This is a genomic window from Agrobacterium sp. 20P9.1.2, from assembly GCF_057799395.1.
In genome coordinates this window covers 1-25,820 of record NZ_JBYOKI010000007.1, presented here as the reverse complement: position 1 = coordinate 25,820, position 25,820 = coordinate 1, and the positions used below count along the sequence as shown (strand labels likewise).

Genomic DNA, 25,820 nt, shown 5'->3' with positions numbered 1-25,820 from the left:
AACATTCCTTGTGGATTGTCGTTCCATCTGCTGCCCATGGTGTCGAACGATGGTCTATGGTGGCCTCAGATTTTGAACAGGATATATGCTGGCCATGAAGGCCGGTGGACAGGATGAGAAGATGGCTGGCAGCGTAAACAAGGTAATTTTGCTCGGAAACGTCGGTGCAGATCCGGAAATTCGCCGCACGCAGGATGGTCGCCCCATTGCCAACCTGCGTATCGCCACCTCCGAAAGCTGGCGCGACCGCAATTCCGGTGAGCGAAAAGAAAAGACCGAATGGCACTCTGTCGTTGTCTTCAACGAAGGTCTTTGCAAGGTCATCGAGCAATACGTCAAAAAGGGCGCGAAGCTCTATATCGAGGGCGCGCTTCAGACCCGCAAATGGCAGGACCAGACCGGCGCCGACCGTTATTCCACGGAAATCGTACTGCAGGGCTTCAACTCCACGCTGACCATGCTCGATGGCCGCGGTGAAGGCGGTGGTGGCGGCGCAAGCCGTGGCGGAGACGATTTCGGCGGCTCTTCCTATGGCGGCGGCGGTGGAAATTATGGTGGCGGCAACGACCAGCCATCGTCTTCTCGCGGCGGCGCTTCCCGTGGCGGCCAGCCTGCGGGCAACTTCTCCAATGATATGGATGACGACATTCCGTTTTGATTTTTAAATTTCAATTTGGGGCAAGCATGACAGAGACAGCAACATCCAGCAGTCAACCCGCCACATGGCGCATCGTACTTGCCTTCATATTGGATTTCTTTACGGCTTTCTGGGTCTTTGGTTTTCTGGTCGCGACCGTCTTCGGTGGGCGGACAGAAGACGGTTTTCAGCTTAATGGTATGCCAGCCCTTCTGTCCTTCGCCCTGATGGTCGCCTATTTCGTGGTCTTTAATAAGTTTCTCGGCGGCACCATCTGGAAGCGGATTTTGAAGGCGAAGCGGTAAGACTGGCCCCATCGAGACGATCTGCGGCAGGTGATGCTCGTCGCTGCCTCCTTGCAAGTGCTCACATGTTTCGATGTTGGCGTAGGAAGACCGGCGGTCAGTCATTGTTCTAGCGTGAGGATTATCCCAAGCGCGATCTTTCCTCAGTCTGTGTTTTCGGCCTTGTCCGCCAGCATGCCCACCATCACATCCGATTGTGAAATGATGCCAGCGAGCTTGTTGTTGTCATCGACGACCGGCAGGTAATGCAGGCCCTGCTCTGCCAGAATGATGATTGCATCTTCTATCGGCGTCTTGGGTGACACGGTCTTGACCGGCGATGTCATGATATCCTTGACAGTACCGTTCGGCGCGCTGCGTCCCGAAAATATCAGTCTTATGCGCTGAAGGAGGCCGATGGTGGGACGGCCACTGGTCCAGCTTGCCTTGTCGAGAAAATCCGTTTGGGTGACGATGCCAACGACCTCCGCGCTGTCGTTCGTGACTGGCAATGCCTTGAAATGGTGGTTGCGCATAAGCGCATGTGCGGTTTTCAGGGCATCGTCCGGGGCGACGCCCACCACGTCGCGGGACATGATACTGGCGCAATCCAGATGGGTGGCGCGGCGGCGGTAGGAGCGCAGTTCCGTGCGGCGCAGAATGGTTTCGAGATCGTCGCGGTCGATATCCAGCACCTGATCGAAGTCTTTCAGAACATCATCGAGATCGGCGGATGAAAAACCGATGCGCTGGATGGGGTCAGGATCTTTCGTGCCGTGACTGGCGGGCTGCGGGCGCATGGCGTGCGGATAGCGGCGGCCGGAGAGATTGTTGAAGATGATCGCCACAGCCAAAAGCGCGATGGAGTTGCCAGCCACCGGCCAGAGCACGAAGCCATAACCGAGATTATGGATCGCCGACCCACCCAGAACCGCGGTCAGCGCCACCGCACCGCTTGGCGGATGCAGACATCGCAGCGCCATCATAGCGGCTATGGCGATGCTGATGGCGAGCGCCGCAGCGATGAAGGGATTGGCAACCAGAAGCGCCACTGTCACGCCCACGAGGGCTGAGACGATGTTGCCGCAGAGGATGGACCAGGGCTGCGCAAGCGGGCTGGAAGGAACGGCAAAGAGTAGGACAGCGGAGGCGCCCATGGGGGCTATCAGCGCTGGCAGCGCGGCACTGTTGCCGATAGCCAGATGACCGATGACGCCCGTGATGAGAATTCCGATTAGAGCGCCGGTTGCGGAGCGAAAGCGCTCCTTATAACTGACCGGCATCGCTTCGGGCACGATAAGGCGCAACAGATTTCGCATTCTGCAAACTCTCGATTCTCGTCGGGAGTTGGCGTTTTAGCAGAAAAGCCCGCGCTGTCTGTATCTCGTCAGGTGGCCATAACCGATTTCACGCCATCGACCACGAACTGCACGGAAAGCGCCGCCAGCAGCACACCCAGAAGGCGGGTTAGGATGGCGCGGCCGGTATTGCCGAGGAAGCGGTCCAGACGATCTGCGGCCAGCAGCGCGGCAAAAACCAGCAGCATGCTGAAAGCCAGAAGCAGGATGAAGATGGCCTTTTCGAAGCTGTTTTCCATGGAGCCGGAAATCAGCACGGTCGCGGAGATCGCGCCCGGCCCGGCGATAAGCGGAAGGGCGAGGGGGAAGACGGCGATATTCTGGATATGGTCGAGGGTAATCGCCATCTCCGAGGTCTTTTCCTTACGCTCCTGCCGTTTTTCGAAGATCATTTCGAAGGAAATCCAAAACAGCAGCAGGCCACCGGAAATGCGGAAGGCACCCAGCGAGATGCCCAGCACTTCCAGAATGGACGCACCGAACAGCGCAAACATGGCCAGAATGCCGAAGCCGATGATGGAGCCTCTAAGAGCGACCTGACCGCGCTGCGCACGCGTCATGCCCGCTGTCAGCGCCAGAAACACAGGCGCGAGGCCGGGCGGGTCCAGCGTTACCAGCATTGTGGTCAGCGCGTTGACCAGAAGTTCCGTGCTTGCCATGTTTTCCCTGCTTATGAGCCGCAAATCAAAGGCTGCGCCGCCGCGTTACGTGCTTGTTTTTTGGCAATGGTAGGTAAGTCGACGCGTGTTTGAAACCCCGATCTGCCGGTTTTTGCCGTGGCTACGGAGAAAACTGTGTATCGTCTTGCAAATGACGCAAAAGACTGTTCATAACGGCGCTGGAAATTGGCGCTTTAGCGATGTTTCCGCTATAAAAATCCATCCGATTCTTAACATAGAATGTGATCCGATTTGACTGACCAGAGCCCCCCAGGCGGCGGAAAGCTTCCGCCAGGCATAGAGCCGATTTCCATCATGGAGGAAATGCAGCGGTCGTATCTCGATTACGCCATGAGCGTTATCGTCAGCCGTGCGCTTCCAGACGTTCGTGACGGACTGAAACCAGTTCATCGCCGTATTCTTTACGGCATGTCCGAGCTTGGCATCGACTGGAACAAGAAATACGTAAAATGCGCCCGCGTAACCGGGGACGTGATGGGTAAATACCACCCGCACGGCAACTCCGCCATTTACGATGCGCTGGCGCGTATGGCGCAGGATTGGTCCTTGCGCCTGCCGCTCATCGACGGTCAGGGTAACTTCGGCTCCATCGATGGCGATCCACCGGCAGCCGAACGTTACACCGAGTGCCGTCTGGAAAAGGCAGCACACTCGCTGCTGGACGATCTGGACAAGGAAACCGTCGATTTCCGCGATAACTATGACGGCACGCTCTCCGAGCCCGTCGTGGTGCCTGCGAAGTTCCCGAACTTGCTGGTCAACGGCGCGGGCGGTATTGCCGTCGGCATGGCCACAAACATTCCGCCGCACAATCTTTCCGAAGTCATCGAGGGCTGTATCGCTCTGATCGACAATCCGGAAATCGAGCTGCCGGATATCATGCAGATCATTCCGGGCCCGGACTTCCCGACCGGCGCGTTCATTCTTGGCCGCTCTGGCATCCGCTCGGCTTACGAGACGGGCCGTGGTTCCGTCATCATGCGCGGTCGCGCCACCATCGAGCCGATGCGCGGTGACCGTGAGCAGATCATCATCACCGAAGTTCCCTTCCAGGTGAACAAGTCGTCGATGATCGAAAAGATGGCCGAACTGGTCAAGGACAAGCGCATCGAAGGTATTTCCGACCTTCGCGACGAGTCTGACCGTCAGGGCTACCGCGTTGTGGTGGAACTGAAGCGTGATGCCAATGCCGAAGTTATTCTGAACCAGCTTTATCGCTACACGCCTTTGCAGACCTCTTTCGGCTGCAACATGGTGGCGTTGAACGGCGGCAAGCCGGAGCAGATGACGCTGCTGGACATGCTGCGCGCCTTCGTATCTTTCCGCGAAGAAGTCGTCAGCCGCCGCACCAAGTACCTGCTGCGCAAGGCGCGTGACCGCGCGCATGTGTTGGTGGGCTTGGCGATTGCGGTTGCCAATATCGATGAAGTCATTCGCGTTATCCGCCAGGCACCAGACCCGGCGACGGCGCGCGAACAGCTGATGACGCGCCGCTGGCCGGCATCCGACGTGGAAAGCCTGATCCTTCTGATCGACGATCCGCGCCACCGCATCAACGAAGACGGCACCTACAACCTCTCGGAAGAGCAGGCGCGTGCCATCCTCGAACTGCGTCTTGCCCGTCTGACGGCTCTCGGTCGCGATGAAATCAGCGACGAGTTGAACAAGATCGGCGCTGAGATCAGCGAATATCTCGATATTCTGTCGTCGCGCATCCGCATCCAGCAGATCGTCAAGGATGAACTGGCCGCCGTGCGCGATGAATTCGGCACACCGCGCCGTAGTATCATCGTCGAAGGCGGTCCTGACATGGACGATGAAGACCTCATCGCCCGTGAAGACATGGTCGTGACCGTATCGCATCTGGGTTACATCAAGCGCGTGCCGCTGACGACCTACAAGGCGCAGCGTCGCGGCGGCAAGGGTCGCTCCGGCATGGCAACGCGCGACGAGGATTTCGTCAACCGTCTGTTCGTGGCCAACACGCATACGCCGGTTCTGTTCTTCTCTTCGCGCGGTATCGTCTATAAGGAAAAGGTCTGGCGCCTGCCCATCGGCACGCCTCAGTCCAAGGGCAAGGCGCTGATCAACATGCTGCCTCTTGAGGCGGGTGAACGTATCACCACCATCATGCCACTGCCGGAAGACGAGACGACGTGGGAAACGCTCGACGTCATGTTCTCCACCACGCGTGGAACCGTGCGTCGTAACAAGCTGTCGGACTTCGTTCAGGTCAACCGCAACGGTAAGATCGCAATGAAGCTTGACGAAGAGGGCGACGAAATCCTCTCCGTCGAAACCTGTACCGACCGCGATGATGTCTTGCTGACGACGGCGCTGGGTCAGTGCATTCGCTTCTCCGTTGATGATGTTCGCGTGTTTGCGGGCCGTAATTCGGTCGGTGTGCGTGGTATCAACATGGGCGAGGGTGATCGCATCATCTCCATGACCATCGTTGGCAGCAGCGATGCCCAGCCATGGGAGCGTGCGGCTTACCTCAAGCGTTCCGCTGCCGAGCGCCGTGCCGCAGGTGTGGATGAAGAAGACATCACGCTGGTTGGCGAAGAGGTCTCTGAAGAAGGTGATCTTCCTGAAGACCGTTATCAGGAACTAAAATTGCGCGAACAGTTCGTGCTGACTGTATCCCAAAAGGGCTTCGGCAAGCGTTCGTCGTCTTACGACTTCCGCACCTCCGGTCGTGGCGGCAAGGGCATTCGTGCCACCGACACCTCCAAGACTGCGGAAATCGGTGAGCTGATCGCTGCCTTCCCAGTTGAGGACAAGGACCAGATCATGCTGGTGTCCGATGGTGGCCAGCTGATCCGCGTGCCGGTCAACGGCATCCGCATCGCCAGCCGCGCCACCAAGGGCGTAACGATCTTCTCGACAGCCAAGGACGAAAAGGTCGTATCTGTCGAGCGTATCAATGAGCCGGAAGGTGAAGACGAGGTCGAAGCTCTCGGTGAAGCCGAAGCCGATGGCCTGGTTGTCGAGAGCGATGCGCCCGCGACCGATCCGACGCCGGAAAGCGATAGCTGAGATTGATAGTGGGGGCGGCGGGTGAAAAGTCTCGCCGCTCTCTATTCAGATGCCTGTTTTAGGCTGATGCGGAATAACACCTGAACGTTTTCACAAATAAATTGAACTTTTATCAATTTCAGTATCACAGAGCCTTGCTTTGAAAGAGTACAAGACAGCTTTGCGTTGAGCGCAGCACCTCGTTGCTGTTAACGATCTTCCGCTATTCGCGTATTAGAGATAATGACACTCGGCCTTCGCCTGGCTGAGGTAAGAGTCACTTAGCCCTTCGAGTGGCAAAGAATTCGTCTTCCGTGGCATAATCGAACAAAGGGACGGTATAGCGAGCCAACACGGGAAACCGTTCTTGCCAATCTCCGGACATATCGCCTCGGAGCCACTGGCAAGTATATGGAACCGATCGTGCATAGTCGGTGACAGGTTCATATCCGATCTGCCGCGCAGCTTTGGTGCTTAAGGTGACAGGAGCCGGTACAGACCAAGGCGTCCAGCCGATGGGTGAACCAAAACGCGGGTCACCAATGTCGATCGGCACAAATTTCCCAGTCCATTCCATAGCTTCCGCTATGAGAGTACCAATCTCATACACGGTTAAGGCTACGGGATCTGCGACGTTGAGGATAAGTTTCCTTGGCTCGGCAAGGGCATGGACAGCAACCTCAGCAATGTTGGATGCAGCAGTCGTATGAAAACGGCTTTTTCCTTTGAAACAGAGCGGTATGATTTCTCGACCGTCCAGCATACGTTTAACAAACCACCATTCTCGCGGGTGGGTGGAATGGGTGCCATGGATTGCGGCGGGTCGCAGAATAGCGACATGCCTCTTCGCGCCGTCGAGCAGTCGCCGTTCAATTGCAACCTTCTTCGTCGAGTAGTTCTCTGGCCCCGGTTCAACCGTTGGCTGCTCCTCTGTCATTCCGTCCGGGAGATTAGGAAAGCCGTTCTCCCTCGCTTCATCAAAAGTCCTTCCCGTCTCATCGCGATAGACGCTAGATGACGAGATCACCACAAACTGCCCAACAGATGCCTCGATATCGATCAATTGGTTTGCATGCGTTTCGTCGTATGCAACTGTATCGATAACGGCATCTGCGCCCTCGCTAATAGCTCGTGCCAGCGCGCCGGCTTCATTACGATCGAGATAAATCGCTTTGGCATAGAAGCCCAGAGCTTCATTTGGCATGTTACCGCGACGACTCGCGAAGGTAACGCTCCAACCTTCCTTCAAGAGCTTCAAACCAATCGCACGACCGATCTGCCCGGCACCTATAATAAAAGCCTGTTTTGCCACGCCAGTCTCCCGAAGCGAGATTTACTTGGACCAGCGTAACGAAGGCAGCTCTTTGGCACAAGTTCAGCAATGACCGCTTAAGGCCTAAAGTATTCAATGGCTCACCAAACTTGCTAGCAAGCTTTTATTTAACCCCCCCCAAAAAAAAGCCCTGCGGAACAGATGTTTCGCAGGGCTTTTTTGTGGATTGTCGGTGGTCAGCGCAGGCGCATATGGATTGCGCTTCGGCCGGAACGGCACGAAATATGAAGATGAATCTTCGCTTCCGGCTGGTTGCTGCGCCAGGCGCGTGCGCCGTGGCAAAGCAGAAGATTGACCAGATCGCGCGTCTTGTGGCGCGATTTGTTCAAGCCTAAATCGGCAATTCTCATTGCTGCTTCATGGATCGGGTGAAGCACGGAAAGACTCTGTTGTCTGCCTTTACCTGCTGCAATGTCCGAATAGTTTTCGTTGATCGCCATCTGGAAAGCCTCGTTACACAATACAATTCGAGGAGAGGAACCGGTAATCTGAATTTTCATAACCATCACCGGTGCCCAAAACGTCTTCCGCTTACTGGAGCGATGCCCAGCAGCTGATGCCCTTCTTTTTCAAAGCGTTGCATGCATTGACCGCCTGGTTCTGGTCACCGAAGCCACCGAAACGAGCGCGATACATCTGGGCGCCGTCCTTGCTGAAGGCGACTGTGAAGGGCTTGGCTGTGCGAAGCAGGCTGCCACCCTTGTCCTGTGCGGACTGGAGCAGATTGCGTGCAGAGCCTTCGTCCGGCGATGCACCGATCTGGATAACCCAACCCGCATTGGCGGAAGTCGATGGGGCAGGGGCGGTTGATGCCGTCACGATGTTGTCAACCTTAGTGGAGTTCGTCACGAGCGAACGATCCGGCTTCATGTTGACAGGTGCGGGTGGAACAGGCCGTGCGGCAGCCTTTGGACGCGTTGCCACATCCATAGCAGCAACCGCGGCATTGGCAGGTGCCGGAGCGAAAGCGGAAACCGGTGTTTCATCTGCATAACGGGCCTGCGGAACAGGGCCAGCATTTGGAAGACCAGCGGACGACGTCGGTGCAGTCGCCACGACAGCAACAGGCTCTTCGATAGGTGCAGATGGTGTCGCAGCAATAAGATTGCCGCTACCGCTGCGAGATGCCTGCGGAAGATATTCGGCAACCAGCTTGCGCATGGTCGCATCACGCGCCGCGCTGGAGCGACCACCGAGAACAACGGCCACGATCGAGCGGCCATCGAGCTGTGCGGATGTTGCAAGGTTGCTGCCTGCCGCGCGGGTGTAACCGGTTTTGATGCCGTCGACGCCACGAACGGTGCCTACGAGGCGGTTGTGGCTGCCAATGACGCGCTTTCCGAAATTGAAGGAGCGCGTGCTGAAGTAGCCGTAATATTGCGGGAAATGCTGACGCAATGCCATACTCAAACGGGCCTGATCGCGAGCCGTGGTCATTTGGGCGGTATTTGGCAATCCATTGGCGTTGCGATAGGTTGTGCGCGTCATGCCAAGGGCGCGAGCCTTAGCCGTCATCATCCGCGTGAAACGCTCTTCAGAACCACCAATATACTCACCGAGTGCGGTCGAGATGTCGTTGGCAGACAAAGTAACAAGCGAGAGAATGGCCTGCTCGACCGTTACAGAACCACCAGCGCGCACGCCAAGCTTGGTTGGAGGCTCCTTGGCAGCATTTGCTGAAACGGGGACAGTCGAATTCAAGGATATGCGGCCGGCGCTTAGAGCCTCGAAGGTCAAATAGAGCGTCATCATTTTGGTCAATGACGCTGGGTAGCGCAAACCATCTGGATCTTCGCTGTACAAAACCTTACCTGTTTTGGCATCGATAACGATACCAGCATATTTGGGATCAGCATTCGCCACCTGCACGGAAGAAACGGATGCTACCGTTACCGCCGTCGCAAATAGCACTGCCTTTGCAAAAGACGTCACGCCTACAGCGCGCCGTAGTCCCTCAGATATTTTTTTCAACACGGTTGAACTCTTTAATCGCATGCCACTGTTCCGTCCGACACGCCCCGCCAGACTTTTCACCCACCAACTGTAGAGCGATGGCGTTACCAAGTGGTTTATGAATGGTATCTGAAGCCGATAAAATGCCGAGCTTGATTGAAAACAATACAGAGCTTCGTGGGTAAGGAGGTGCGTGGCGCGGCAATATGTATTGAACTGGCGCGTGCCGATTGCTACCTGTCCCGAAACAAAGGATGCACCATGGCCTCACGCGATCGATATTCCCGCAAACTCGAATGTTCCAAATGCGGCCATAGCGGCTTTGCGGAAGCATCGGAGATCGATGAGAAGGCCAATCCCGACGTCGATTTTCGGGTAGACGAAATGCCAGCCGGTTTCAGGACCGAACGTCCTTCGGGGAATCCCGCCGAGTACATGATACGCTGCGCCCAATGCGGCAACATCTTCCGTTTCCTGCAGAAGGCAGCCTATGCTCCGGGCGGCGAGCCGCGTTACGGAAGACGATAAAGCCAGGAGCTAAGGGTCTTTACGATGACGATCGAAGAGAGTGTAAAAGACAGGCCGCCACGCAGAAAGCCCATCTGGCCATGGTTGCTGCTGCTCATTCTGACGCTGATGGCGATCTATTCATGGAATCGCGCCAGCGAGATATTTGACGACTTTTCCAGAAACATGCCTCCGGCCATCATCGACCTGTTCCGCGACCTGCTGAATGACCGCAACGATCATGGTCATGTTGGACCAAGGCTGGACGTCTCGGTGCCCGTGCAGCTATCTTTGCGGTGACGCCCTATTCTATTGCTGAAACAAAAAAGCCCCGCGACATGGGCGGGGCAGGTTGTTCGCTCGGGGAAAAGTTGGGCAAAGCCCTTGAGCGATGTCAATTTCATAAATCAGAATAGCAGCGGCGAGATAGTGCATATTGCACATAATCGGTACGCTCTACGAAATAATTAGGTCAGCAATCGCGACATTATTTAACGCGCAAAAAGAAACCCGCACGAGGCGGGTTATCAGTCGAGAGGGGAACCGAGACGTGAAGTCTCGGCTGCATAACGGCGGGGCTATAAAAAAGGTTGCGTGCAATAGAAAAAAATATTTGAGGGCGGTGCGGAGCAGCGCGTACAATAAAAAAGGCCCCACCAAAAGGCGGGGCTAAGCTATTGCCTGATTGGCTTTCAGGACTTGGGAGCTCCTCCCGTGGAGGAAGCAAATCAGCCATAGCCTCCATTACCTATGCGCGAAAGGCCAGTGTGCTGGCTATCGGTACGCCTCGCCAGAAAACCCCGGAAAGAAAATCTGGTGCATTTCAACTTTCGACGTTCAGGACTTGTTCATCAATATCGTGCCATTTTGCGAGCATATTGAGGCGCTACCGCAGGACGGTTCGGCTCACATGGAGAAGCCCGCAATGAAAAAAATTCTTCTCACAACGCTTGCCGCGGTCATCGCCAGCGGCGCAGTTCTGGCCAGCGTGCAAACTGCTTCGGCCCAATATTATGATGGTCCGTATCGCTACGACCGTCGCGGCCCACCGCCACCTCCCTATCGTGATCCGCCGCGCAAGCACCGCAATCACGATGGCAGAGTGATCGCTGGTGGCATTGCAGCCGGTGTTCTCGGCGGCATTATCGGCGGCGCTTTGGTGAACGGCAGTGGCCCACGCTACGTGGAACCGCCACCACCACCTCCGCCACGTTGCTGGTTCGAAGACCGTCAGGTCCGCAACGCCTATGATGGCGGCTGGCACATGGAAAGCTTCCGCGTCTGCCAGTAAGGCATATGCCATCTCTCAATCGAAAGCCGGCCTTTGGGTCGGCTTTTTTGTTTTCAGCGCGGACAATTCAAATTCATATCAATGCCTTATTGTTTCGAAACGCTGGCGCATCAGCAATTTTCATGACGAGGATCATTCCATGCGCAGCGCATCCCACGATATTTTCGGTGAACCGCAAGACGTGCTTCAGTTGAAGGAAGCACCCGTTCCACAGCCGGGCAAAGGCCAGGTTCGCATCCGCACAATCCTCTCGCCCATCCACAACCACGACATCTGGACCGTGCGCGGAAGCTACGGATACAAGCCGCCATTGCCCGGCGCCATCGGTGGCAGCGAGGCTGTTGGCATTGTCGACGCGTTGGGTGAGGGGGCCGATTCCAGCTTGCTGGGGAAACGCGTGACCGCCGCTGGCGTCCATGGTTCATGGGCCGAATATTTTCTGGCGGCTGCGGACGGCGTGGTGCCTTTGCCGGATGCGATTTCGGATGAGGCCGCGGCTCAACTCATCGCCATGCCCTTCAGCGCCATTACATTGCTGGAATTTCTCGGCGTCAAAGAAAATGACTGGATGGTCCAGAACACGGCCAATGGCGCTGTTGGCAAGGCAGTTGCCATGCTGGCGCAGGCGCGCGGCATCAATGTCATCAATCTTGTTCGACGCGATGCAGGTGTCGCTGAGCTGGCCGAGCTTGGCATCGTCAACGGTATTTCGACAGCTGCGAGGGACTGGAAAGACAAGGTTCGTGGGCTCACGGGCGATAACCCGATCCGCGCTGGTGTCGATTCCATTGGCGGCGATGCAAGCAAGGATATCGTGGAGCTTCTGGGTGAAAACGGCCTTCTCGTTTCCTTCGGCAGCATGACCGGGGAGGCGATGCAGATTCCTTCCGGTCCGGTGATTTTCAAGCAGCTGACGATCAAGGGGTTCTGGGGCAGCACGGTCATCGGCTCCATGCCCGCGGATGAGCGCCGCCGCTTGATCGGCGAACTGATCCAGCATGTGGCCAATGAGACGATTCGCCTGCCCGTCGATGGCATTTATGATTTGGCCGACATTTCCCAGGCCGTCAAAGCATCGCTAGCTTCAGGTAAGGTGGGCAAGGTACTGCTGAAGCCCTAATTCTTGGGGTGATGCGCGCGTTTGAAACGCCGCATCATCTCATCACCTTGTCTGGGGCGCAGCATGATTGCCAACACACTGATTTTATTGATTGCCCTTTTGCATCTTTACATTCTCGTTCTGCAAACAGCGCTGTGGACCAAACCTGCGGGTCGCAAAGCCTTCAAGCTCTCGCCCGAGTTTGCGGAAGCCAGCAAGGTTCTGGCCGCAAATCAGGGTCTCTACAACGGCTTTCTCGCAGCCGGCCTGATCTTCGGCGTGATGCACGACCGGACCTTTGCCATATTCTTCCTCACCTGCGTTTTCGTCGCAGGCGTTTTTGGTGGCATCACCGCAAACAAGAAGATTCTGTTCATTCAGTCCGTGCCTGCGGCATTGGCGCTCGCAGCCGTCTTCGCCGGTATCTGACTTACTTCACAGCGGCGGCGTGCAGGCGTGCGACGAGATAGTCATAGCTCTCCATGACCTGTACGCGCTCATTTCCTGCGCGCAGGATAAGGGCGCCTTGAACAAGCGGCGATATCTGGGTCACATGGTCAAAGTTGATGGCGAATTTCTGGTTATTACTTGCCGCTGTCACTTCAATCCACATTATCAAAAGCCCTTAGAGAATCGTCAGTTGCGCACGTTATAAATGCATGCGCAAAAGTCTCAAACCATTTTGGCGTTTGATGTGAGCCTTATCGACCGGGTTTGGCCAGATGATCCAGCAGGCTTCTTGCCGGTGCGGTCAGTTCAGCCTCCGCGCGAACGCAGACGGACAATTTTCGGGTTGCCCAATCGTCCTGAAGCCGCATCAGGGCCACTCGCGTAGATCGCTTGAAGCGACGCGCAGCTGTTTCCGGCACGATGCCGACGCCGATTCCCGCGCCTGCCATACGGCAAATGCCATCGAAATTGCGAAGTTCCACACGGACCTTGAGTTTCGCGCCGAGGCGTGCAGCCTGCATATCGAGATGCTGCCGCAAAGCACCATCCGTCAGCGCGACGAAATGCTCGCCCAACAAATCGGCAAAGCGAAGGGATGGTCTCTGCGCAAAGACATGGTCCTGAGCGAAGACGGCAACCAGCCTGTCGACGGCGAATGGCTTCAATGTCAGACCTTCCGTTTCCACGGCACTGGAGAGAATGCCGATCTCCGCTGAGCCCGTGGAGACACTGCGGGCGATATCGGTGCTCTGTCGCTCCTGAAGGTCAAGGTCGATTTGCGGGTTGGCAGCCATCCAGGTGGCGAGGCGTTGTGGCAAAAACTCGGTCATGGCAGCTGTGTTGGCGAGAATGCGCACGGTTGCACGCATGCCCTTGGCATAACGCCCGAGTTCGCCGCGCATCTGCGCCATTTGATGCAGGATAGTGCGCGCATGGTGGGCCAGTGCTTCGCCAGCTTCGGTAGGAACCACACCCCGCCGCCCGCGATGGAGCAGCAGGACTTCGCCTGCGGCCTCCATATCCTGTAGCCTTTCACTGACAGCGGGCAGGGACAGGCCAGCATCGCTCGCGCCATGGGTGATGCTGCCGGCGTCAACTACGGCAACAAAAAGGCGAAGATCGGTCAAGTCGAAGCGCATTTCATCGAGCCTTTCAAATCAGCCTTCGGTATAGCCGAAGTCACTGCTTGGCACATCCGCATTGTTTGCCGTCTGAAAGACGATATTCAAGAGGGCATGACAGATTTTTCAGTTCCTCTGCTCGCCGCAATATTCGCAACATTCTTCGTCGCCGGTCTCGTTAAAGGCGTCAGCGGCATGGGCCTGCCAACGGTGGTAATGGGTATTCTGGGAGCGCTGATTTCACCGCTAGCTGCCGCCAGTCTGCTACTCGTCCCATCCTTCGTTACCAATGTCTGGCAGTTGCTGGCAGGGCCGAATTTCGACAAGCTCTTGCGTCGATTTTGGCCGATGATGCTGGCGATCGTCGCAGGAACGGTGCTGGGCTCGGCATGGATTGCGCGCGGCGATACGGGCATCACGACGACACTGCTCGGCGGCACACTTGTGTTCTATGCTGCCTATACTTTACTTACCCGACAGCTCAGCATCGCGGACAATCTGGAGCCCTGGCTCTCGCCGCTCATCGGGGCTATCACAGGCATCGTTACTGGCGGAACGGGCGTATTCGTCATTCCTGCCGTGCCTTATCTTCAGGCGCTCGGCCTCAAAAAAGAGGAACTGGTTCAAGCGCTTGGCCTTTCCTTCACTGTCTCGACAATCGCGCTAGCCATTGGGCTTGGAAGCCACGGTGCGTTTCAGTCCGGCAATCTCGCCATCTCGACTGCGGCCGTTCTTCCAGCGCTTGCGGGCATGTGGGTGGGTCAATGTGCGCGCAACCGCATCAGCCCAACAACCTTCCGCCGCTGGTTCCTCGTCAGCCTTCTCGTGCTGGGATGCGAAATGGCGATCAGGCCGTTTCTGTGATGGTTTTCCCAATACCGATCGCAATGGCGAACATGCGGCAGAGGAAGTGGTAAGTCAGGGGAGAAGGAGAACGAACGACAGTGTTCGACATTCTCAAGACGCTGGCAGATGGGGTGGGATTCGAACCCACGGTACGCTCTCACGCACGCCGGTTTTCAAGACCGGTTCCTTAAACCACTCGGACACCCATCCGTCTTAAGCGTGGCTTTATAACTGTTTGGCCTATCCCGTCAATCCGTCTGCGCGGGCATTTCGGCATGGTTTGGGCGCGTTGCGCATTAACCAATGGCTAACCACGTTCATTACAATTTTATCGAATTCGTATGTGCCGTTCGCATTTTTGCCATGTTGCGGGCAAGATTAAGGGCCTGTTAGGTGCTTCGGTGTCAGGGGCATGACAATCGAGGCGAGAGAGGGGTTGTCGCAAAGGCGACCCAGCAGCAGCACGGGGCATAGGATTTGAACTCTACGGTTACGAAAGTCGGTGTGAGCGCGAAGTGGCTCGGCATTGCCGTTCTGTGCGCAGCGACCGCATCCTGTTCGACCACGTCGAAGACCGAAACAAAGCCGAAGCGCAGCAAGGAATATTTTTCCGAGTCGGAATATGGCGTGAAGGCAAGCCCGCGTGTTGCCGATGGCGCGAACATTCCCAAGGGCGGCGGGCGTTTTCTTGTTGGTAATGCTTACACCGTCAAGGGTCGCCGCTATTTCCCCAAGGAAGAGCAGAACTACGACAAGTCCGGCCTTGCATCCTGGTACGGCTCCGCGTTCCACGGTCGTCTGACCGCCAATGGCGAGGCATACGACAAGGAACATCTTTCTGCCGCGCACCCCACCTTTCCGCTGCCAAGCTATGCCCGCGTTACCAATCTCAACAACGGTTCTTCCGTCATCGTTCGCGTCAATGACCGCGGACCTTTCCACGAAGGCCGCCTGATCGATGTTTCCAGCAAGACGGCTGATCTGCTGGACATGAAGGCAACTGGCACCGCCAATGTGCGGGTGCAATATGTTGGCCGCGCACCGCTTGACGGCCACGACATGCCCTATTTGATGGCATCCTATTCACCCAAGGGCTCCCGCAACCCGGGTATCAATCCTGAAGGTCAGATCGCAACGGGCGTGATGGTCGCATCCGCTTCGGCGACGAATATTCCGATCCCGCAGAGCCCGGCCTATGGCGGTTCCGCGCAGATGGCCATGGCGGGGACCAAGAAGAACGCTGCGTTGCAGGCCATGCCGCTGGTCAATGGCCCGGCACCTGTTATGGGGCAGGGCGCTGAGCAGTTCGTGATCCTGCCGGAAATCGGTCCGTTCATCGTTGAGCGCCCGGAAGGCAACTTCCTGCGCGCGCCGACGCCATCGGCCCGCTTTGCCTCCGCCTATTCGGAAGAGGCGCCCGTCTCCAAGGCTGCAAGCGCTTTTGATACAGTTCTCGTCAAGCGCGGCCAGTTGACCGAGCAGTCCATCCTCAATTTCGTGAAAAACAAGCAGGGCAAGGGTCGCTGATCTTTGCCCTTTGCAGCAGTCTTGCGCATACTCTCCGTAACTGCGTAGCGATTCTCGATGTGCATGCCCTCATCGGCGTCGCATCGTTGATTTCGTGAGGCGCAGGCTTAACACTACAGGACGGCGGGCTGGCGTTTTCATGCGCGATACAATCAACCGACATCTTCGCATTGCGCTTCTTGTTGTGGCCTGCATCGGTGCGGGCATTTCTGCCGCACAAGCGCAATCCGGCCCTTTGGCGACCAAAGCCCAGCAGGCCTATATGATCGATGCCGAAACCGGCACAGTGCTGCTGGCCGTCAATGAAAACACGCAGTTCCCGCCTGCGTCCCTCGCCAAGCTGATGACGGTGGAAGTGATTTCGGATGCTCTTTCCAAAGGGCAGGTGAGCGCAGACACCAGCTATCCGGTTTCCGAATATGCCTGGCGCACCGGTGGCGCGCCATCCCGCACATCCACCATGTTTGCGGCGCTAAAGTCCTCGGTCAGCATCAATGATCTGCTGACGGGTATCATTGTTCAGAATGCCAATGACGGCTGCCTTATCATTGCAGAGGGCATGGCTGGCTCCGACCCAGCATTCGCCAAGCGCATGACGGCACGCGCGGCGGAACTGGGCATGACCGGCAGCTCCTTTGCCAATTCCACCGGACTGCCGGATCAGGTCAGCAACACGACGGCCAAAGACATGGTCGTGCTGGCCAAGCATATTCACGAGACATTCGGGGACCGCTACAGCCTGTTCAGCAAGCCGGATTTCGAGTGGAACCGTATTTTTCAGCGCAACAAGAACTCGCTTCTTGGCAATGGCATTGATGGCATGGGGCTAGGCTTTGCCGAAGGCCACGGCTTTTCTGCCGTTGTCTCTGCCGAACGCGATGGCCGCCGGATCTATCTGACGCTTGCCGGTCTGCCTGACGACAAGACCCGGCAGGAAGAAGCGCGCCGAGTGGTGGAATGGGGCCTGACGGCGTTTGAAAAGCGCAATCTGTTCCAGAAGAACGAGACGGTCGGCAATATCGGCATCTATGGCGGTGCGACATCCGCCGTGGATTTGACCGTGCATGAAGCGGTCAGCGTACTGGTCCCGATCAACAACCCAGATCGCCTGTCCGGTCGCATCGTCTATAACTGGCCGCTGAATGCGCCACTGGCGGCCGATTACAACGCCGCGACGCTGAAGATTTACTCCGGCGAAAAACTGCTTCGCGAAGTGCCGCTTTACACCACGGCGGCGGTGGAAAAGGGAACACTGACGCAAAACGCGGCAGGCGCGCTGAAAGAACTATTGTTCTTTTGGTTGTAGCGCCTGAGGTTTCGCAATGCGCTGATATGCGTTAAACACGGACTGGCGTAAACCTGAAGTCAGGAAGAAATTTTGCCCGAAAACAACGGATTGTTCATCAGCTTTGAAGGCGGCGAGGGCGCTGGCAAATCCACCCAGATTCGCCTGTTGGCGGAAACCTTGCGCGCGCGCGGGTTGGATGTCGTGGTAACACGGGAGCCGGGCGGGTCGCCGGGTGCGGAGGCCGTCCGGCATGTGCTTTTGTCCGGGGCGGCAGAACCCTTCGGCGTGCGCATGGAAGCGATGCTTTTTGCTGCTGCGCGCAATGATCATGTCGAGGAAGTCATTCGCCCGACTCTGGAAAAAGGTGCCGTTGTTCTGTGCGACCGTTTCCTCGATTCTTCCCGCGTCTATCAAGGCACAACGGGCAATCTGGAACCGGAATTCATCGAAACCCTTCAGCGCATCGCCATCGATGGCACTATGCCGGATATGACGCTGATCTTTGATATCCCAGCCGCCGCAGGCCTTGCCCGTGCGCGCAAGAGAGCGGACGAGGGTGCCACACCTGACCGCTTCGAAAAAGAAGAGCTCGAGACACACGAGAAGCGCCGCGAGGCCTATCTCGATATCGCTCTCAACGAGCCGCGTCGCTGCCGCATCGTCAATGCAGACCAGCCTCAGATCCAAGTAACGGAAGACGTTCTCTCCTTCGTGGAGCCTCTGCTTGCCAAGATGGCCAGCCTTTCGGAAGTCGCGGAATGAGCGAGATACAGGGCGTTCTGGACGGTGCGATTCCGCCGCAGGAAAATACCAAGCTGTTCGGCCATGACGAGGCGGAGCAGTTTCTGGCGCAATCCTACCGCTCCGGAAAAGGCCATCACGCCATTCTCATCGAGGGGCCTGAGGGTATAGGCAAGGCAACGCTGGCCTTCCGCTTTGCCAACCATGTTCTGTCTAACCCGGAGCCTTCGCAGGCACCGGAAACAATGGCCGATCCTGATCAGGATTCCATGGTCAGCCGCCAGATTTCCTCCGGCGCATCGCATAATCTGCTGCATCTGACACGCCCGGTCGATGAAAAGACCGGCAAGGTCAAATCCGCGATCACAGTGGATGAGGTGCGCAGGGCAGGGCATTTCTTCTCGCAAACCTCTGGCACAGGCAACTGGCGCATCGTCATCATCGACCCAGCCGATGACCTGAACCGCAACGCCGCCAACGCGATCTTGAAGATACTGGAAGAACCGCCAAAACGGGCGATGTTTTTGGTGTTATCACACGCACCGGGCAAGCTTTTGCCCACCATCCGCTCCCGCTGCATGCCGCTTCGTCTGCTGCCCTTGCAGAACCAAGATATGGAGCTTGCGCTGCAGAACCTCGGGCTGAGCATGTCTGCCGAAAAGCCCGATACGCTTCTGGAAGCCTCGAAGGGCAGCGTTTCGCAGGCGTTGAAGCTGTTGAATTACGGTGGCGCTGACATCGTCGATGTCTTCGGTGAAGTCATGGCCGCGACCGGACCATCCGCCCGCAAGCAGATGCACAAGTTGGCCGATGTGCTGGCGCAGAAGGATGGCGATATCGTTCTCGGCTTCTTCATGGAACACGCCACGGAAGCCCTGATGGACCGGGCGAGGGCGGCGGCCATGGCGGGTGACCTCAACGCCGCCGAGCGCCATGCGCGCCTGTCGTCTTCGCTGTCAGAGCGCATCACTATCGCGCAGGCCTATAATCTGGACAAGAAGCAGATGGTGCTTTCCATTCTGGAAGACATGCGCTCGGTTTGACGTCTCGTAGATTTTGTAAGGCTTTTGCTTTCGCTTGTGCGAACAATAGGCTAAGAGCGGTCTATCTCAAAAACAGACCGTAAAGCCGATCGAGCGTCATGACAGACAAGACACCTTTCTACATTACCACAGCGATTTCCTATCCCAACGGCAAGCCGCATATCGGCCATGCCTATGAACTGATCGCGACGGATGCCATGGCGCGTTTTCAGCGTCTGGATGGTAAGGACGTCTTCTTTCTGACGGGCACGGACGAACACGGCCAGAAGATGCAGCAGACCGCACGCGCCGAGGGCATCGCACCGGAAGAGCTGGCACAGCGTAATTCCGACCAGTTCCGCGAAATGGGCAAGCTGCTCAACGCCTCCAATGACGATTTCATCCGCACCACGGAAGAGCGTCACCACGAGACGTCGCGCAACATCTGGAACCTGATGGCCGATAGCGGCGACATCTATAAGGACAGCTACGCCGGTTGGTACTCCGTGCGTGACGAGGCCTATTACGCCGAGGACGAAACGGAAGTGCGTGCCGATGGCGTTCGCTACGGGCCGCAGGGCACGCCGGTCGAATGGGTCGAGGAAGAAAGCTATTTCTTCAAGCTGTCCGAATATCAGGACAAGCTGCTGAAGCTTTACGAAGAAAACCCGGATTTCATTGGTCCGGCCGAGCGCCGCAATGAGATCATGTCCTTCGTCAAATCCGGCCTTAAGGATCTCTCGGTTTCGCGCACCACCTTTGATTGGGGCATCAAGGTTCCCAATGATCCCAAGCACGTGATGTATGTGTGGGTCGACGCGCTGACCAACTACATCACCGCGACTGGCTATATTGAAGACAAGAACGGTCCGCGTGCGAAATACTGGCCAGCCGACGTTCACATCATCGGCAAGGACATCATCCGCTTCCACGCGGTCTACTGGCCTGCTTTCCTGATGAGCGCCGGTCTGCCGCTGCCCAAGCGTGTCTATGCGCATGGCTTCCTGCTCAACAAGGGCGAGAAGATGTCGAAGTCGCTGGGCAACGTGGTCGACCCCGTCAATCTGGTGAATCATTTCGGGCTGGATCAGGTGCGCTACTTCTTCCTGCGCGAAGTGTCCTTCGGACAGGACGGCAGCTACAGCGAAGAAGGCATCGGCATCCGCATCAATGCCGATCTGGCCAACGGTATCGGCAACCTTGCCAGCCGCTCGCTATCCATGATCGTCAAAAACTGCGACGGGCAGGTTCCGACACCCGGTGCCTATACGGATGAAGACAAGGCCATGCTTGCGGCTGCCGATGCGTTGCTGGCGACCTGCCGCGACGAAATGGGCAAGCAGATGATCCACAAGGCGCTTGCCGCCATCATCGCCGTCGTCTCGGAAACCGACCGCTACTTCGCGGGTCAGGAGCCATGGGCGCTGAAAAAGACCGATCCGGAGCGCATGGGCACTGTTCTCTACGTAACTGCGGAAGTGGTTCGCCAGATCGGCATTCTGCTTCAGCCCTTCATGCCGGGTTCTTGCGAAAAGCTGCTCGATCTCGTGGCCGCACCTGCGGACAAGCGCGATTTCACGGCTCTGGGTGAGGCGGGACGTCTGGTGCCGGGCACGCCGCTCGAAGCACCTAAGCCGGTCTTCCCGCGTTATGTAGCGCCAGAGGCTTAAAGACAGATGCTGATCGATACCCATTGCCATCTGGATTTCGCCGATTTCGATGCGGAGCGCGACGATATCATCGCGCGCGCTCACGCATCCGGCGTTGCGCAGATGGTGACGATCTCTACCCGCGTTTCCCGCTTGGGCGAACTGCTGAAGATCGCAGAAAAATATCCCTCGGTCTTCTGCTCCGTTGGTACGCACCCCAACAATGCGGATGAAGAACTCGATATTATGGCAGACGATCTGGTTCGGCTGGCCAACAGCCACGACAAGATCGTTGCCATCGGCGAGGCGGGTCTGGATTATTTCTACGATACGCAAAAGCCGGAAGACCAGAAAACCGGCCTGCGACGTCACATCGAGGCTGCGCGCATCACCCAGCTGCCGCTTGTCATTCACAGCCGCAGCGCCGATGACGACATGATTGCGATTCTGCGCGAAGAAAGCGGGATGGGGGCCTTCCCCTTCATTCTGCATTGCTTTTCGGCTGGGCCTGAGCTGGCAAAAGTTGGCGTGGAGCTTGGTGGTTACGTCTCGTTCTCGGGCATTCTGACCTTCCCGAAATCGCAGGATATCCGCGATATTGCCGCGACCGTTCCGTTGGATCGGCTGCTGGTGGAAACCGATGCACCTTATCTCGCACCGAAGCGGTGGCGCGGAAAACGCAACGAGCCTTCTTACGTCGTCAACACGGCAGAAGTTCTGGCCGAGATTCACGGCATTGCCTATGAGCGTATGGCAAAGATCACCACCGAAAATGCGTTTCGCTGCTTTTCGAAAATGACGAAGGTGTAGGTTGTGGCAGGCTTTCGGCGTCGGTTCACGATACTCGGTTGCGGCTCATCGCCCGGCGTGCCGCGTATCAACGGCGACTGGGGTGCCTGTAATCCTGATAATCCGAAGAACCAACGCACCCGTGCGGCCTTCATGGTGGAGCAATTCGCCCCGGATGGCGGTGTAACGACTGTCGTCATCGATACGGGGCCGGATTTGCGTGCGCAACTGATTGCCGCGAAAGTCGCGCATATCGATGCGGTCCTTTACACCCACGCCCATGCCGACCATCTGCATGGTATCGATGACCTGCGTGGATATTTCATTTCCAGCCGAGTTCGCATTCCTGTTTATGCCGACCCGGTGACAATGCAGCGCATTCGCGATGGCTTTCCCTATTGCCTTGAGACGCCGCCGGGCAGCAATTACCCGCCCATCGTCGAGCCGCATCTCATAGACGATCTGGACGCCGAAATCGCAATCAATGGGGCAGGCGGCACCATCACCTTCAAGCCGCATCTGCAACAGCATGGCGATACCCATTCGCTGGGATTTCGCATCGGCGATGTGGCCTACTGCACCGATGTCAGCGATTTTCCGGCACAGGCCATCGCCAATCTGAGTGGGCTCGATATGCTCATTATCGATACGCTGCAATATCGCTTTCACCCCAGCCATCTTTCCATGGAACAGTCTATGGGCTGGATCGAGAGGTTGGCACCCAAACGGGCGATCCTCACACACATGCACACGCCTCTGGATTATGACATAGTCATGGGTGAGACGCCCGATCACGTCGAGCCGGGTTACGACCAGATGCGGTTTGAAATCGATATGTTGGCTGAGGCATTCTGACCTGAAAGCTTAAGCGGACTGCCGGAGGAGAAATCATGTCGACCAAGCCGTTCCGTGCGCCCAGTATGGCAAGCTTCTTCGACAATCTGCGCTCCAGCCGCCTGCGCGCAATTTTCCGACGTGGTGAAATCGCACTTGTCATTCTGGCGTTCTTCGTCGGAATTGCCTCGGGCCTTTTTGTGGTCCTGATCGGCGCCATAACCACCGCGCTACATGTGCTCATCTTCGGTGTCGAACGCTTGAGCAGCAGCGATCTCTCGGGCTGGATCGTTTTGCTCGGGCCATTGGCGGGTGGCGTCGTTCTCGGCATCATCATTTTCGTCATCTCCAAAACGCGAAAAAAGCCGATGATCGACCCCATCGAGGCAAATGCCCTGCATGGCGGGCGTCTGTCCTTGACCGATAGCGTTATCGTCTGCCTGCAAAACATCGTCTCAAACGGTTTCGGCGCGTCTGTCGGGCTCGAAGCTGGCTATACGCAGGTGGCCAGTGGCATCGCATCGAAGCTAGGCGTGAAGCTGAAGCTGCGGCGAGGGGACATGCGTATCCTCGTTGGCTGCGGCGCCGCAGGCGCAATTGCCGCCGCCTTCAACGCACCGCTTACGGGTGCATTCTACGCCATCGAACTCATCATTGGCACCTACACGATTGTCACGCTGGCACCTTTGATCGTCTCCGCACTGGTGGCGACCATCGTCACGGGACTGCTGTCCCAGCACGGTCTCAGCATCGATATATTTGGCGCCAGCGAAGTCACACCGCCGGATTATGTTCCAGCAATCTTTCTCGGCGCGGTCTGCGCCGGCGTTGGCATTGTCCTCATGCAGGCGGTGTCTTTCATCGAGGAGACCGCGCGGAAAAGCAAAATTCCTATCTGGCTGAGGCCCGCCATAGGTGGTGTTGCAGTCGGCGTACTAGCGCTGATTTCACCACAAGTGCTATCCAGCGGTCACGGCGCATTGCATCTCAATCTCGATGCAAACATGACGATTGCCGGGCTGGCGGGCATCTTCATTCTTAAAGCCGCAGCCAGCGCCATCTCCATCGGCTCCAGCTTCCGCGGCGGCCTGTTCTTCGCATCCTTGTTTATGGGATCGCTGTTGGGCAAAATCTTCGCCATCTGCGCGCCCTATATCGGTTATGGCGATACCCAGCCCATCGTCTATGCCGTGATCGGCATGAGCGCTTTCGCAGCGGCGATCATCGGCGGTCCCTTGACCATGACGTTCTTGGCTCTGGAGCTCACAGGCGACTTCCAGATCACCGTGCTGGTCCTTGCAGCCGTAATGACGACGTCGTTGGTGGTGCGAACGACCTTCGGCTATTCCTTCGCCACATGGCGCTTCCACTTGCGTGGCGAAAGCATCCGCAGCGCCCATGACATCGGCTGGATCCGCGACCTGACCGTGGGCAAAATGATGCGCGCCGATATTCGCAAGGAACCGGTCAGCATCGGCCTTGCGGCCTTCAAGGAAAAGTTTCCACTCGGCTCAACCCAACGCGTCATCATGACCCACGACGACGGCCGTTATGCTGGCATTATACTGGTGCCAGAAATCTACGCCGATCCCATGGAACGCGATTCCAAAACGATCAGCCTTGAAACCTATCTGCGCTACAAGACCGACGTGCTTCTACCAACCATGAACGCCCGCCAAGCCGCAGCATCCTTCGACGCCACGGAAAGCGAAGCACTGGCGGTGGTGAACGACAAAATTGAAAACCGTCCCGTAGGTTTGCTGACAGAAAGCCATACGCTAAGACGCTACAGCGAAGAATTGGAAATCCGACGCCGCGAGGCATCGGGAGAGATATAGGTTGGTTGAGGAGTTGAACGGATGATTTTGATTTCGTTTGATTAAATGCATTCGTCGGCAACAGGATTCTGCCATATCGACACTCACAAAAGTTCCATAATCTATCTTATGCGATCTCTGTATGTAGCGCCCATTTAGTAATGCGACAGTTGGGCCGGATAGAAATGCGACACCCTTCTCCCATGTGTTATTCGCACCGACACCTTGCCGAGCCGCGCCCTACTTTGCCAAGAAGACCGACTTAGTCAGCCAGTCCGTTCAAAAATCGTGATCTGCGGGCTCTCCATTATTGACCTTACGACGCGGTCTCCTTGTGCCGCGGCCCATTCCTCGTCAGTGTAAAGATTGAGATCTATTCGTCTTCCAAGCGCGCTCTCCAAGCGTTCGAGAACTTCGCCCAAGTCGAGTAAGTCCAAGTTTGCGACAAGCATGAGATCGACGTCGCTCTGCGGTTTGTCAGTCCCTTGGGCGATCGACCCGAAGACGAAAGCTTCGCTGATATGTTCGCGGTACTGAGAGAGTTCTTCACCGATGACATCGGCGAGCCCGAAGGTCTTGAGGCAGATCGAGCGAAGTTCGGGGTAGATTGGATGTTGCCTGTTTGCCAAATATAAGCGTTGGTTTCCGCGTGGTGTCTTTGTGACGACCCCGGAGGTCTCGAATTGCTCGAGGATTCTTTTCCCGGCGCCCTGTCCCGGCCCTCCGATCGCGATAAGCTCGTTGGACCCATACTGGCGGTCTGGATGGAGAAGCAACGCGCTCAGCATCCTCTGTTTGCGTTCTGACAGCAGGAAATCAACGGTAGACACTTTGCACCCAGACTTGGCTCGATTGCACCAGAAATTGGTGCGGACTGTTGTACCCGTTCACGCCGTGCCCGGCAAGTCGCCCGACTGTCTTGTTCAGCGCCCTGCCCGTCTATCCTTGTGGAGCGCGGAGTAGCCGGCAGCGATTGCGTTCATGAACGAACGGAGTTGATCGTCCACTGCGTCGCCTTGGCTGTATGCCGGCCTGTTGCGGTGATCAAGGGAGACGATGGCGTGCAAGGCCGTGAACAATGTCTTTGCAGTAGCGTTGATCTTGTCACTGTCAACATCTGGCATGATCTGCGCGAGCGGCGTCTCTAGGTGGGACACCAACGACCGGAACCCGATCTCTAGAGCTGGACGCAGTGCTTGCGATATTGGCATGGGTGCAAACAGAGCCGCGCATCGTTCGGGATGTTTTCGCGAGAAGATGAGGTAGGAATTGGCGAACGCGGAGAGCTTGTCGGCGGCAGGTATCGAATCCTGATCGGATGCGTTACGTCTCAACGCATCGTTCAGCTCCTTTAATGTTGTCGAGTTTGGGGCATTTATGATCTCGCCGAAATCCGCGTACATGGTGTAGAGCCAGCCAACAGTCTTTCGCATGCCCTTGGCGACGGATCGGGCCGAAACCTTTTCGAGGCCTGCCTCCGCGATCTGAGCGGAGCAGACTTCGGCAATCTTTCGCCTGATCGAGGCTCTTTCGTCTGGGCTGTATGTCATCTGGTGTCCGGATTTTTTACCTTCTT

The 25,820-nt window shown here is 56.9% G+C and carries 27 protein-coding genes and 1 tRNA gene; 17 read left to right on the top strand and 11 right to left on the bottom strand.

The window, feature by feature from the left end; genetic code table 11:
* Window positions 1–121: 121 nt before the first annotated feature.
* Entirely contained in the window at window positions 122–658 is a 537-nt protein-coding gene (locus AC27VJ_RS18555) for a single-stranded DNA-binding protein (protein WP_113088359.1), read from the top strand.
* A gap of 26 nt (window positions 659–684) precedes the next feature.
* Entirely contained in the window at window positions 685–942 is a 258-nt protein-coding gene (locus AC27VJ_RS18550) for a hypothetical protein (RefSeq protein WP_488685265.1), read from the top strand.
* 143 nt (window positions 943–1,085) lie between these two features.
* On the opposite strand, the gene AC27VJ_RS18545 is transcribed toward AC27VJ_RS18550, so the two are convergent.
* Both AC27VJ_RS18545 and AC27VJ_RS18540 read right to left on the bottom strand, forming a co-directional pair.
* Window positions 1,086–2,240: an HPP family protein gene (locus AC27VJ_RS18545; protein ID WP_488685264.1), complete on the bottom strand. Its 1,155-nt coding sequence runs from the start codon at window positions 2,238–2,240 to the stop codon at window positions 1,086–1,088.
* Window positions 2,241–2,308: 68 nt separating this feature from the next.
* A complete protein-coding gene (locus tag AC27VJ_RS18540) occupies window positions 2,309–2,938 on the bottom strand; it encodes a MarC family protein (RefSeq protein ID WP_113088221.1) in 630 nt (209 codons plus the stop codon).
* Between the two features lie 252 nt (window positions 2,939–3,190).
* Here AC27VJ_RS18540 and gyrA point away from each other — a divergent pair, with 252 nt between their 5' ends.
* Window positions 3,191–5,998, top strand: coding sequence for a DNA gyrase subunit A (gene gyrA, locus AC27VJ_RS18535; RefSeq protein ID WP_488685263.1), 2,808 nt, complete (start codon window positions 3,191–3,193; stop codon window positions 5,996–5,998).
* Window positions 5,999–6,254: 256 nt separating this feature from the next.
* Here the strand turns inward: gyrA and AC27VJ_RS18530 are convergent, their stop codons facing one another.
* The 4 genes from AC27VJ_RS18530 to AC27VJ_RS18515 form a co-directional block, all read right to left on the bottom strand.
* Window positions 6,255–7,289, bottom strand: coding sequence for an NAD-dependent epimerase/dehydratase family protein (locus tag AC27VJ_RS18530; RefSeq protein WP_488685262.1), 1,035 nt, complete (start codon window positions 7,287–7,289; stop codon window positions 6,255–6,257).
* A 197-nt stretch (window positions 7,290–7,486) separates the two neighbouring features.
* Window positions 7,487–7,750 carry a hypothetical protein gene (locus AC27VJ_RS18525; protein WP_113088218.1) on the bottom strand — a complete coding sequence of 88 codons (264 nt, stop codon included), beginning with the start codon at window positions 7,748–7,750 and terminating at the stop codon, window positions 7,487–7,489.
* Between the two features lie 91 nt (window positions 7,751–7,841).
* Complete coding sequence (locus AC27VJ_RS18520; protein ID WP_113088217.1) at window positions 7,842–9,305, bottom strand: D-alanyl-D-alanine carboxypeptidase; 1,464 nt, start codon at window positions 9,303–9,305, stop codon at window positions 7,842–7,844.
* Window positions 9,265–9,429 carry a hypothetical protein gene (locus AC27VJ_RS18515; RefSeq protein ID WP_488685409.1) on the bottom strand — a complete coding sequence of 55 codons (165 nt, stop codon included), beginning with the start codon at window positions 9,427–9,429 and terminating at the stop codon, window positions 9,265–9,267. Before AC27VJ_RS18515 ends, AC27VJ_RS18520 begins: the two co-directional genes overlap by 41 nt.
* A gap of 95 nt (window positions 9,430–9,524) precedes the next feature.
* Between AC27VJ_RS18515 and AC27VJ_RS18510 the strand changes: the two genes are divergently transcribed.
* The 5 genes from AC27VJ_RS18510 (at window position 9,525) to AC27VJ_RS18490 (ending at window position 12,589) form a co-directional block, all read left to right on the top strand.
* A complete protein-coding gene (locus AC27VJ_RS18510) occupies window positions 9,525–9,791 on the top strand; it encodes a hypothetical protein (RefSeq protein WP_488685261.1) in 267 nt (88 codons plus the stop codon).
* 24 nt (window positions 9,792–9,815) lie between these two features.
* Entirely contained in the window at window positions 9,816–10,070 is a 255-nt protein-coding gene (locus AC27VJ_RS18505; RefSeq protein WP_488685260.1) for a hypothetical protein, read from the top strand.
* Between the two features lie 625 nt (window positions 10,071–10,695).
* Window positions 10,696–11,061 (top strand): hypothetical protein, encoded by a 366-nt coding sequence (locus tag AC27VJ_RS18500; RefSeq protein WP_113088358.1) that lies wholly within the window; start codon window positions 10,696–10,698, stop codon window positions 11,059–11,061.
* A 139-nt stretch (window positions 11,062–11,200) separates the two neighbouring features.
* On the top strand, window positions 11,201–12,181 hold the full coding sequence (locus tag AC27VJ_RS18495; protein WP_488685259.1) for a zinc-binding dehydrogenase: 981 nt from the start codon (window positions 11,201–11,203) through the stop codon (window positions 12,179–12,181).
* Between the two features lie 63 nt (window positions 12,182–12,244).
* A complete protein-coding gene (locus AC27VJ_RS18490) occupies window positions 12,245–12,589 on the top strand; it encodes a DUF1304 domain-containing protein (protein ID WP_488685258.1) in 345 nt (114 codons plus the stop codon).
* Between the two features lies 1 nt (window position 12,590).
* Here AC27VJ_RS18490 and AC27VJ_RS18485 read toward each other — a convergent pair whose 3' ends face one another.
* Window positions 12,591–12,773, bottom strand: coding sequence for a hypothetical protein (locus tag AC27VJ_RS18485; protein ID WP_113088214.1), 183 nt, complete (start codon window positions 12,771–12,773; stop codon window positions 12,591–12,593).
* 88 nt (window positions 12,774–12,861) lie between these two features.
* On the bottom strand, window positions 12,862–13,749 hold the full coding sequence (locus AC27VJ_RS18480) for a LysR family transcriptional regulator (RefSeq protein ID WP_488685257.1): 888 nt from the start codon (window positions 13,747–13,749) through the stop codon (window positions 12,862–12,864).
* A gap of 96 nt (window positions 13,750–13,845) precedes the next feature.
* Here AC27VJ_RS18480 and AC27VJ_RS18475 point away from each other — a divergent pair, with 96 nt between their 5' ends.
* Window positions 13,846–14,595 (top strand): sulfite exporter TauE/SafE family protein, encoded by a 750-nt coding sequence (locus AC27VJ_RS18475; RefSeq protein WP_488685256.1) that lies wholly within the window; start codon window positions 13,846–13,848, stop codon window positions 14,593–14,595.
* Window positions 14,596–14,697: 102 nt separating this feature from the next.
* Here AC27VJ_RS18475 and AC27VJ_RS18470 read toward each other — a convergent pair.
* Window positions 14,698–14,787 (bottom strand) — tRNA-Ser (locus AC27VJ_RS18470).
* A gap of 267 nt (window positions 14,788–15,054) precedes the next feature.
* On the opposite strand from AC27VJ_RS18470, the gene AC27VJ_RS18465 reads away from it, so the two are divergent.
* The 8 genes from AC27VJ_RS18465 (at window position 15,055) to AC27VJ_RS18430 (ending at window position 24,265) form a co-directional block, all read left to right on the top strand.
* A complete protein-coding gene (locus AC27VJ_RS18465; protein ID WP_113088211.1) occupies window positions 15,055–16,104 on the top strand; it encodes a septal ring lytic transglycosylase RlpA family protein in 1,050 nt (349 codons plus the stop codon).
* A gap of 139 nt (window positions 16,105–16,243) precedes the next feature.
* Window positions 16,244–17,410: a D-alanyl-D-alanine carboxypeptidase family protein gene (locus tag AC27VJ_RS18460; RefSeq protein WP_488685255.1), complete on the top strand. Its 1,167-nt coding sequence runs from the start codon at window positions 16,244–16,246 to the stop codon at window positions 17,408–17,410.
* A gap of 72 nt (window positions 17,411–17,482) precedes the next feature.
* A complete protein-coding gene (gene tmk / locus AC27VJ_RS18455; RefSeq protein ID WP_488685254.1) occupies window positions 17,483–18,154 on the top strand; it encodes a dTMP kinase in 672 nt (223 codons plus the stop codon).
* Window positions 18,151–19,176: a DNA polymerase III subunit delta' gene (locus AC27VJ_RS18450; RefSeq protein ID WP_488685253.1), complete on the top strand. Its 1,026-nt coding sequence runs from the start codon at window positions 18,151–18,153 to the stop codon at window positions 19,174–19,176. Before tmk ends, AC27VJ_RS18450 begins: the two co-directional genes overlap by 4 nt.
* A 98-nt stretch (window positions 19,177–19,274) precedes the next feature.
* Window positions 19,275–20,825, top strand: a complete 1,551-nt coding sequence (gene metG, locus AC27VJ_RS18445; protein WP_488685251.1) for a methionine--tRNA ligase — start codon at window positions 19,275–19,277, stop codon at window positions 20,823–20,825.
* A 6-nt stretch (window positions 20,826–20,831) separates the two neighbouring features.
* Window positions 20,832–21,614: a TatD family hydrolase gene (locus AC27VJ_RS18440; protein ID WP_488685250.1), complete on the top strand. Its 783-nt coding sequence runs from the start codon at window positions 20,832–20,834 to the stop codon at window positions 21,612–21,614.
* Window positions 21,615–21,617: 3 nt separating this feature from the next.
* Window positions 21,618–22,448, top strand: a complete 831-nt coding sequence (locus AC27VJ_RS18435; protein WP_488685249.1) for an MBL fold metallo-hydrolase — start codon at window positions 21,618–21,620, stop codon at window positions 22,446–22,448.
* A 35-nt stretch (window positions 22,449–22,483) separates the two neighbouring features.
* On the top strand, window positions 22,484–24,265 hold the full coding sequence (locus AC27VJ_RS18430) for a chloride channel protein (protein ID WP_488685248.1): 1,782 nt from the start codon (window positions 22,484–22,486) through the stop codon (window positions 24,263–24,265).
* A 245-nt stretch (window positions 24,266–24,510) separates the two neighbouring features.
* On the opposite strand, the gene AC27VJ_RS18425 is transcribed toward AC27VJ_RS18430, so the two are convergent.
* Both AC27VJ_RS18425 and AC27VJ_RS18420 read right to left on the bottom strand, forming a co-directional pair.
* Window positions 24,511–25,074, bottom strand: coding sequence for a nucleotidyltransferase domain-containing protein (locus AC27VJ_RS18425; RefSeq protein ID WP_488685247.1), 564 nt, complete (start codon window positions 25,072–25,074; stop codon window positions 24,511–24,513).
* A 93-nt stretch (window positions 25,075–25,167) separates the two neighbouring features.
* Window positions 25,168–25,820: TetR-like C-terminal domain-containing protein (locus AC27VJ_RS18420; RefSeq protein WP_488685246.1), on the bottom strand; the 653-nt coding region annotated here is incomplete at its 5' end.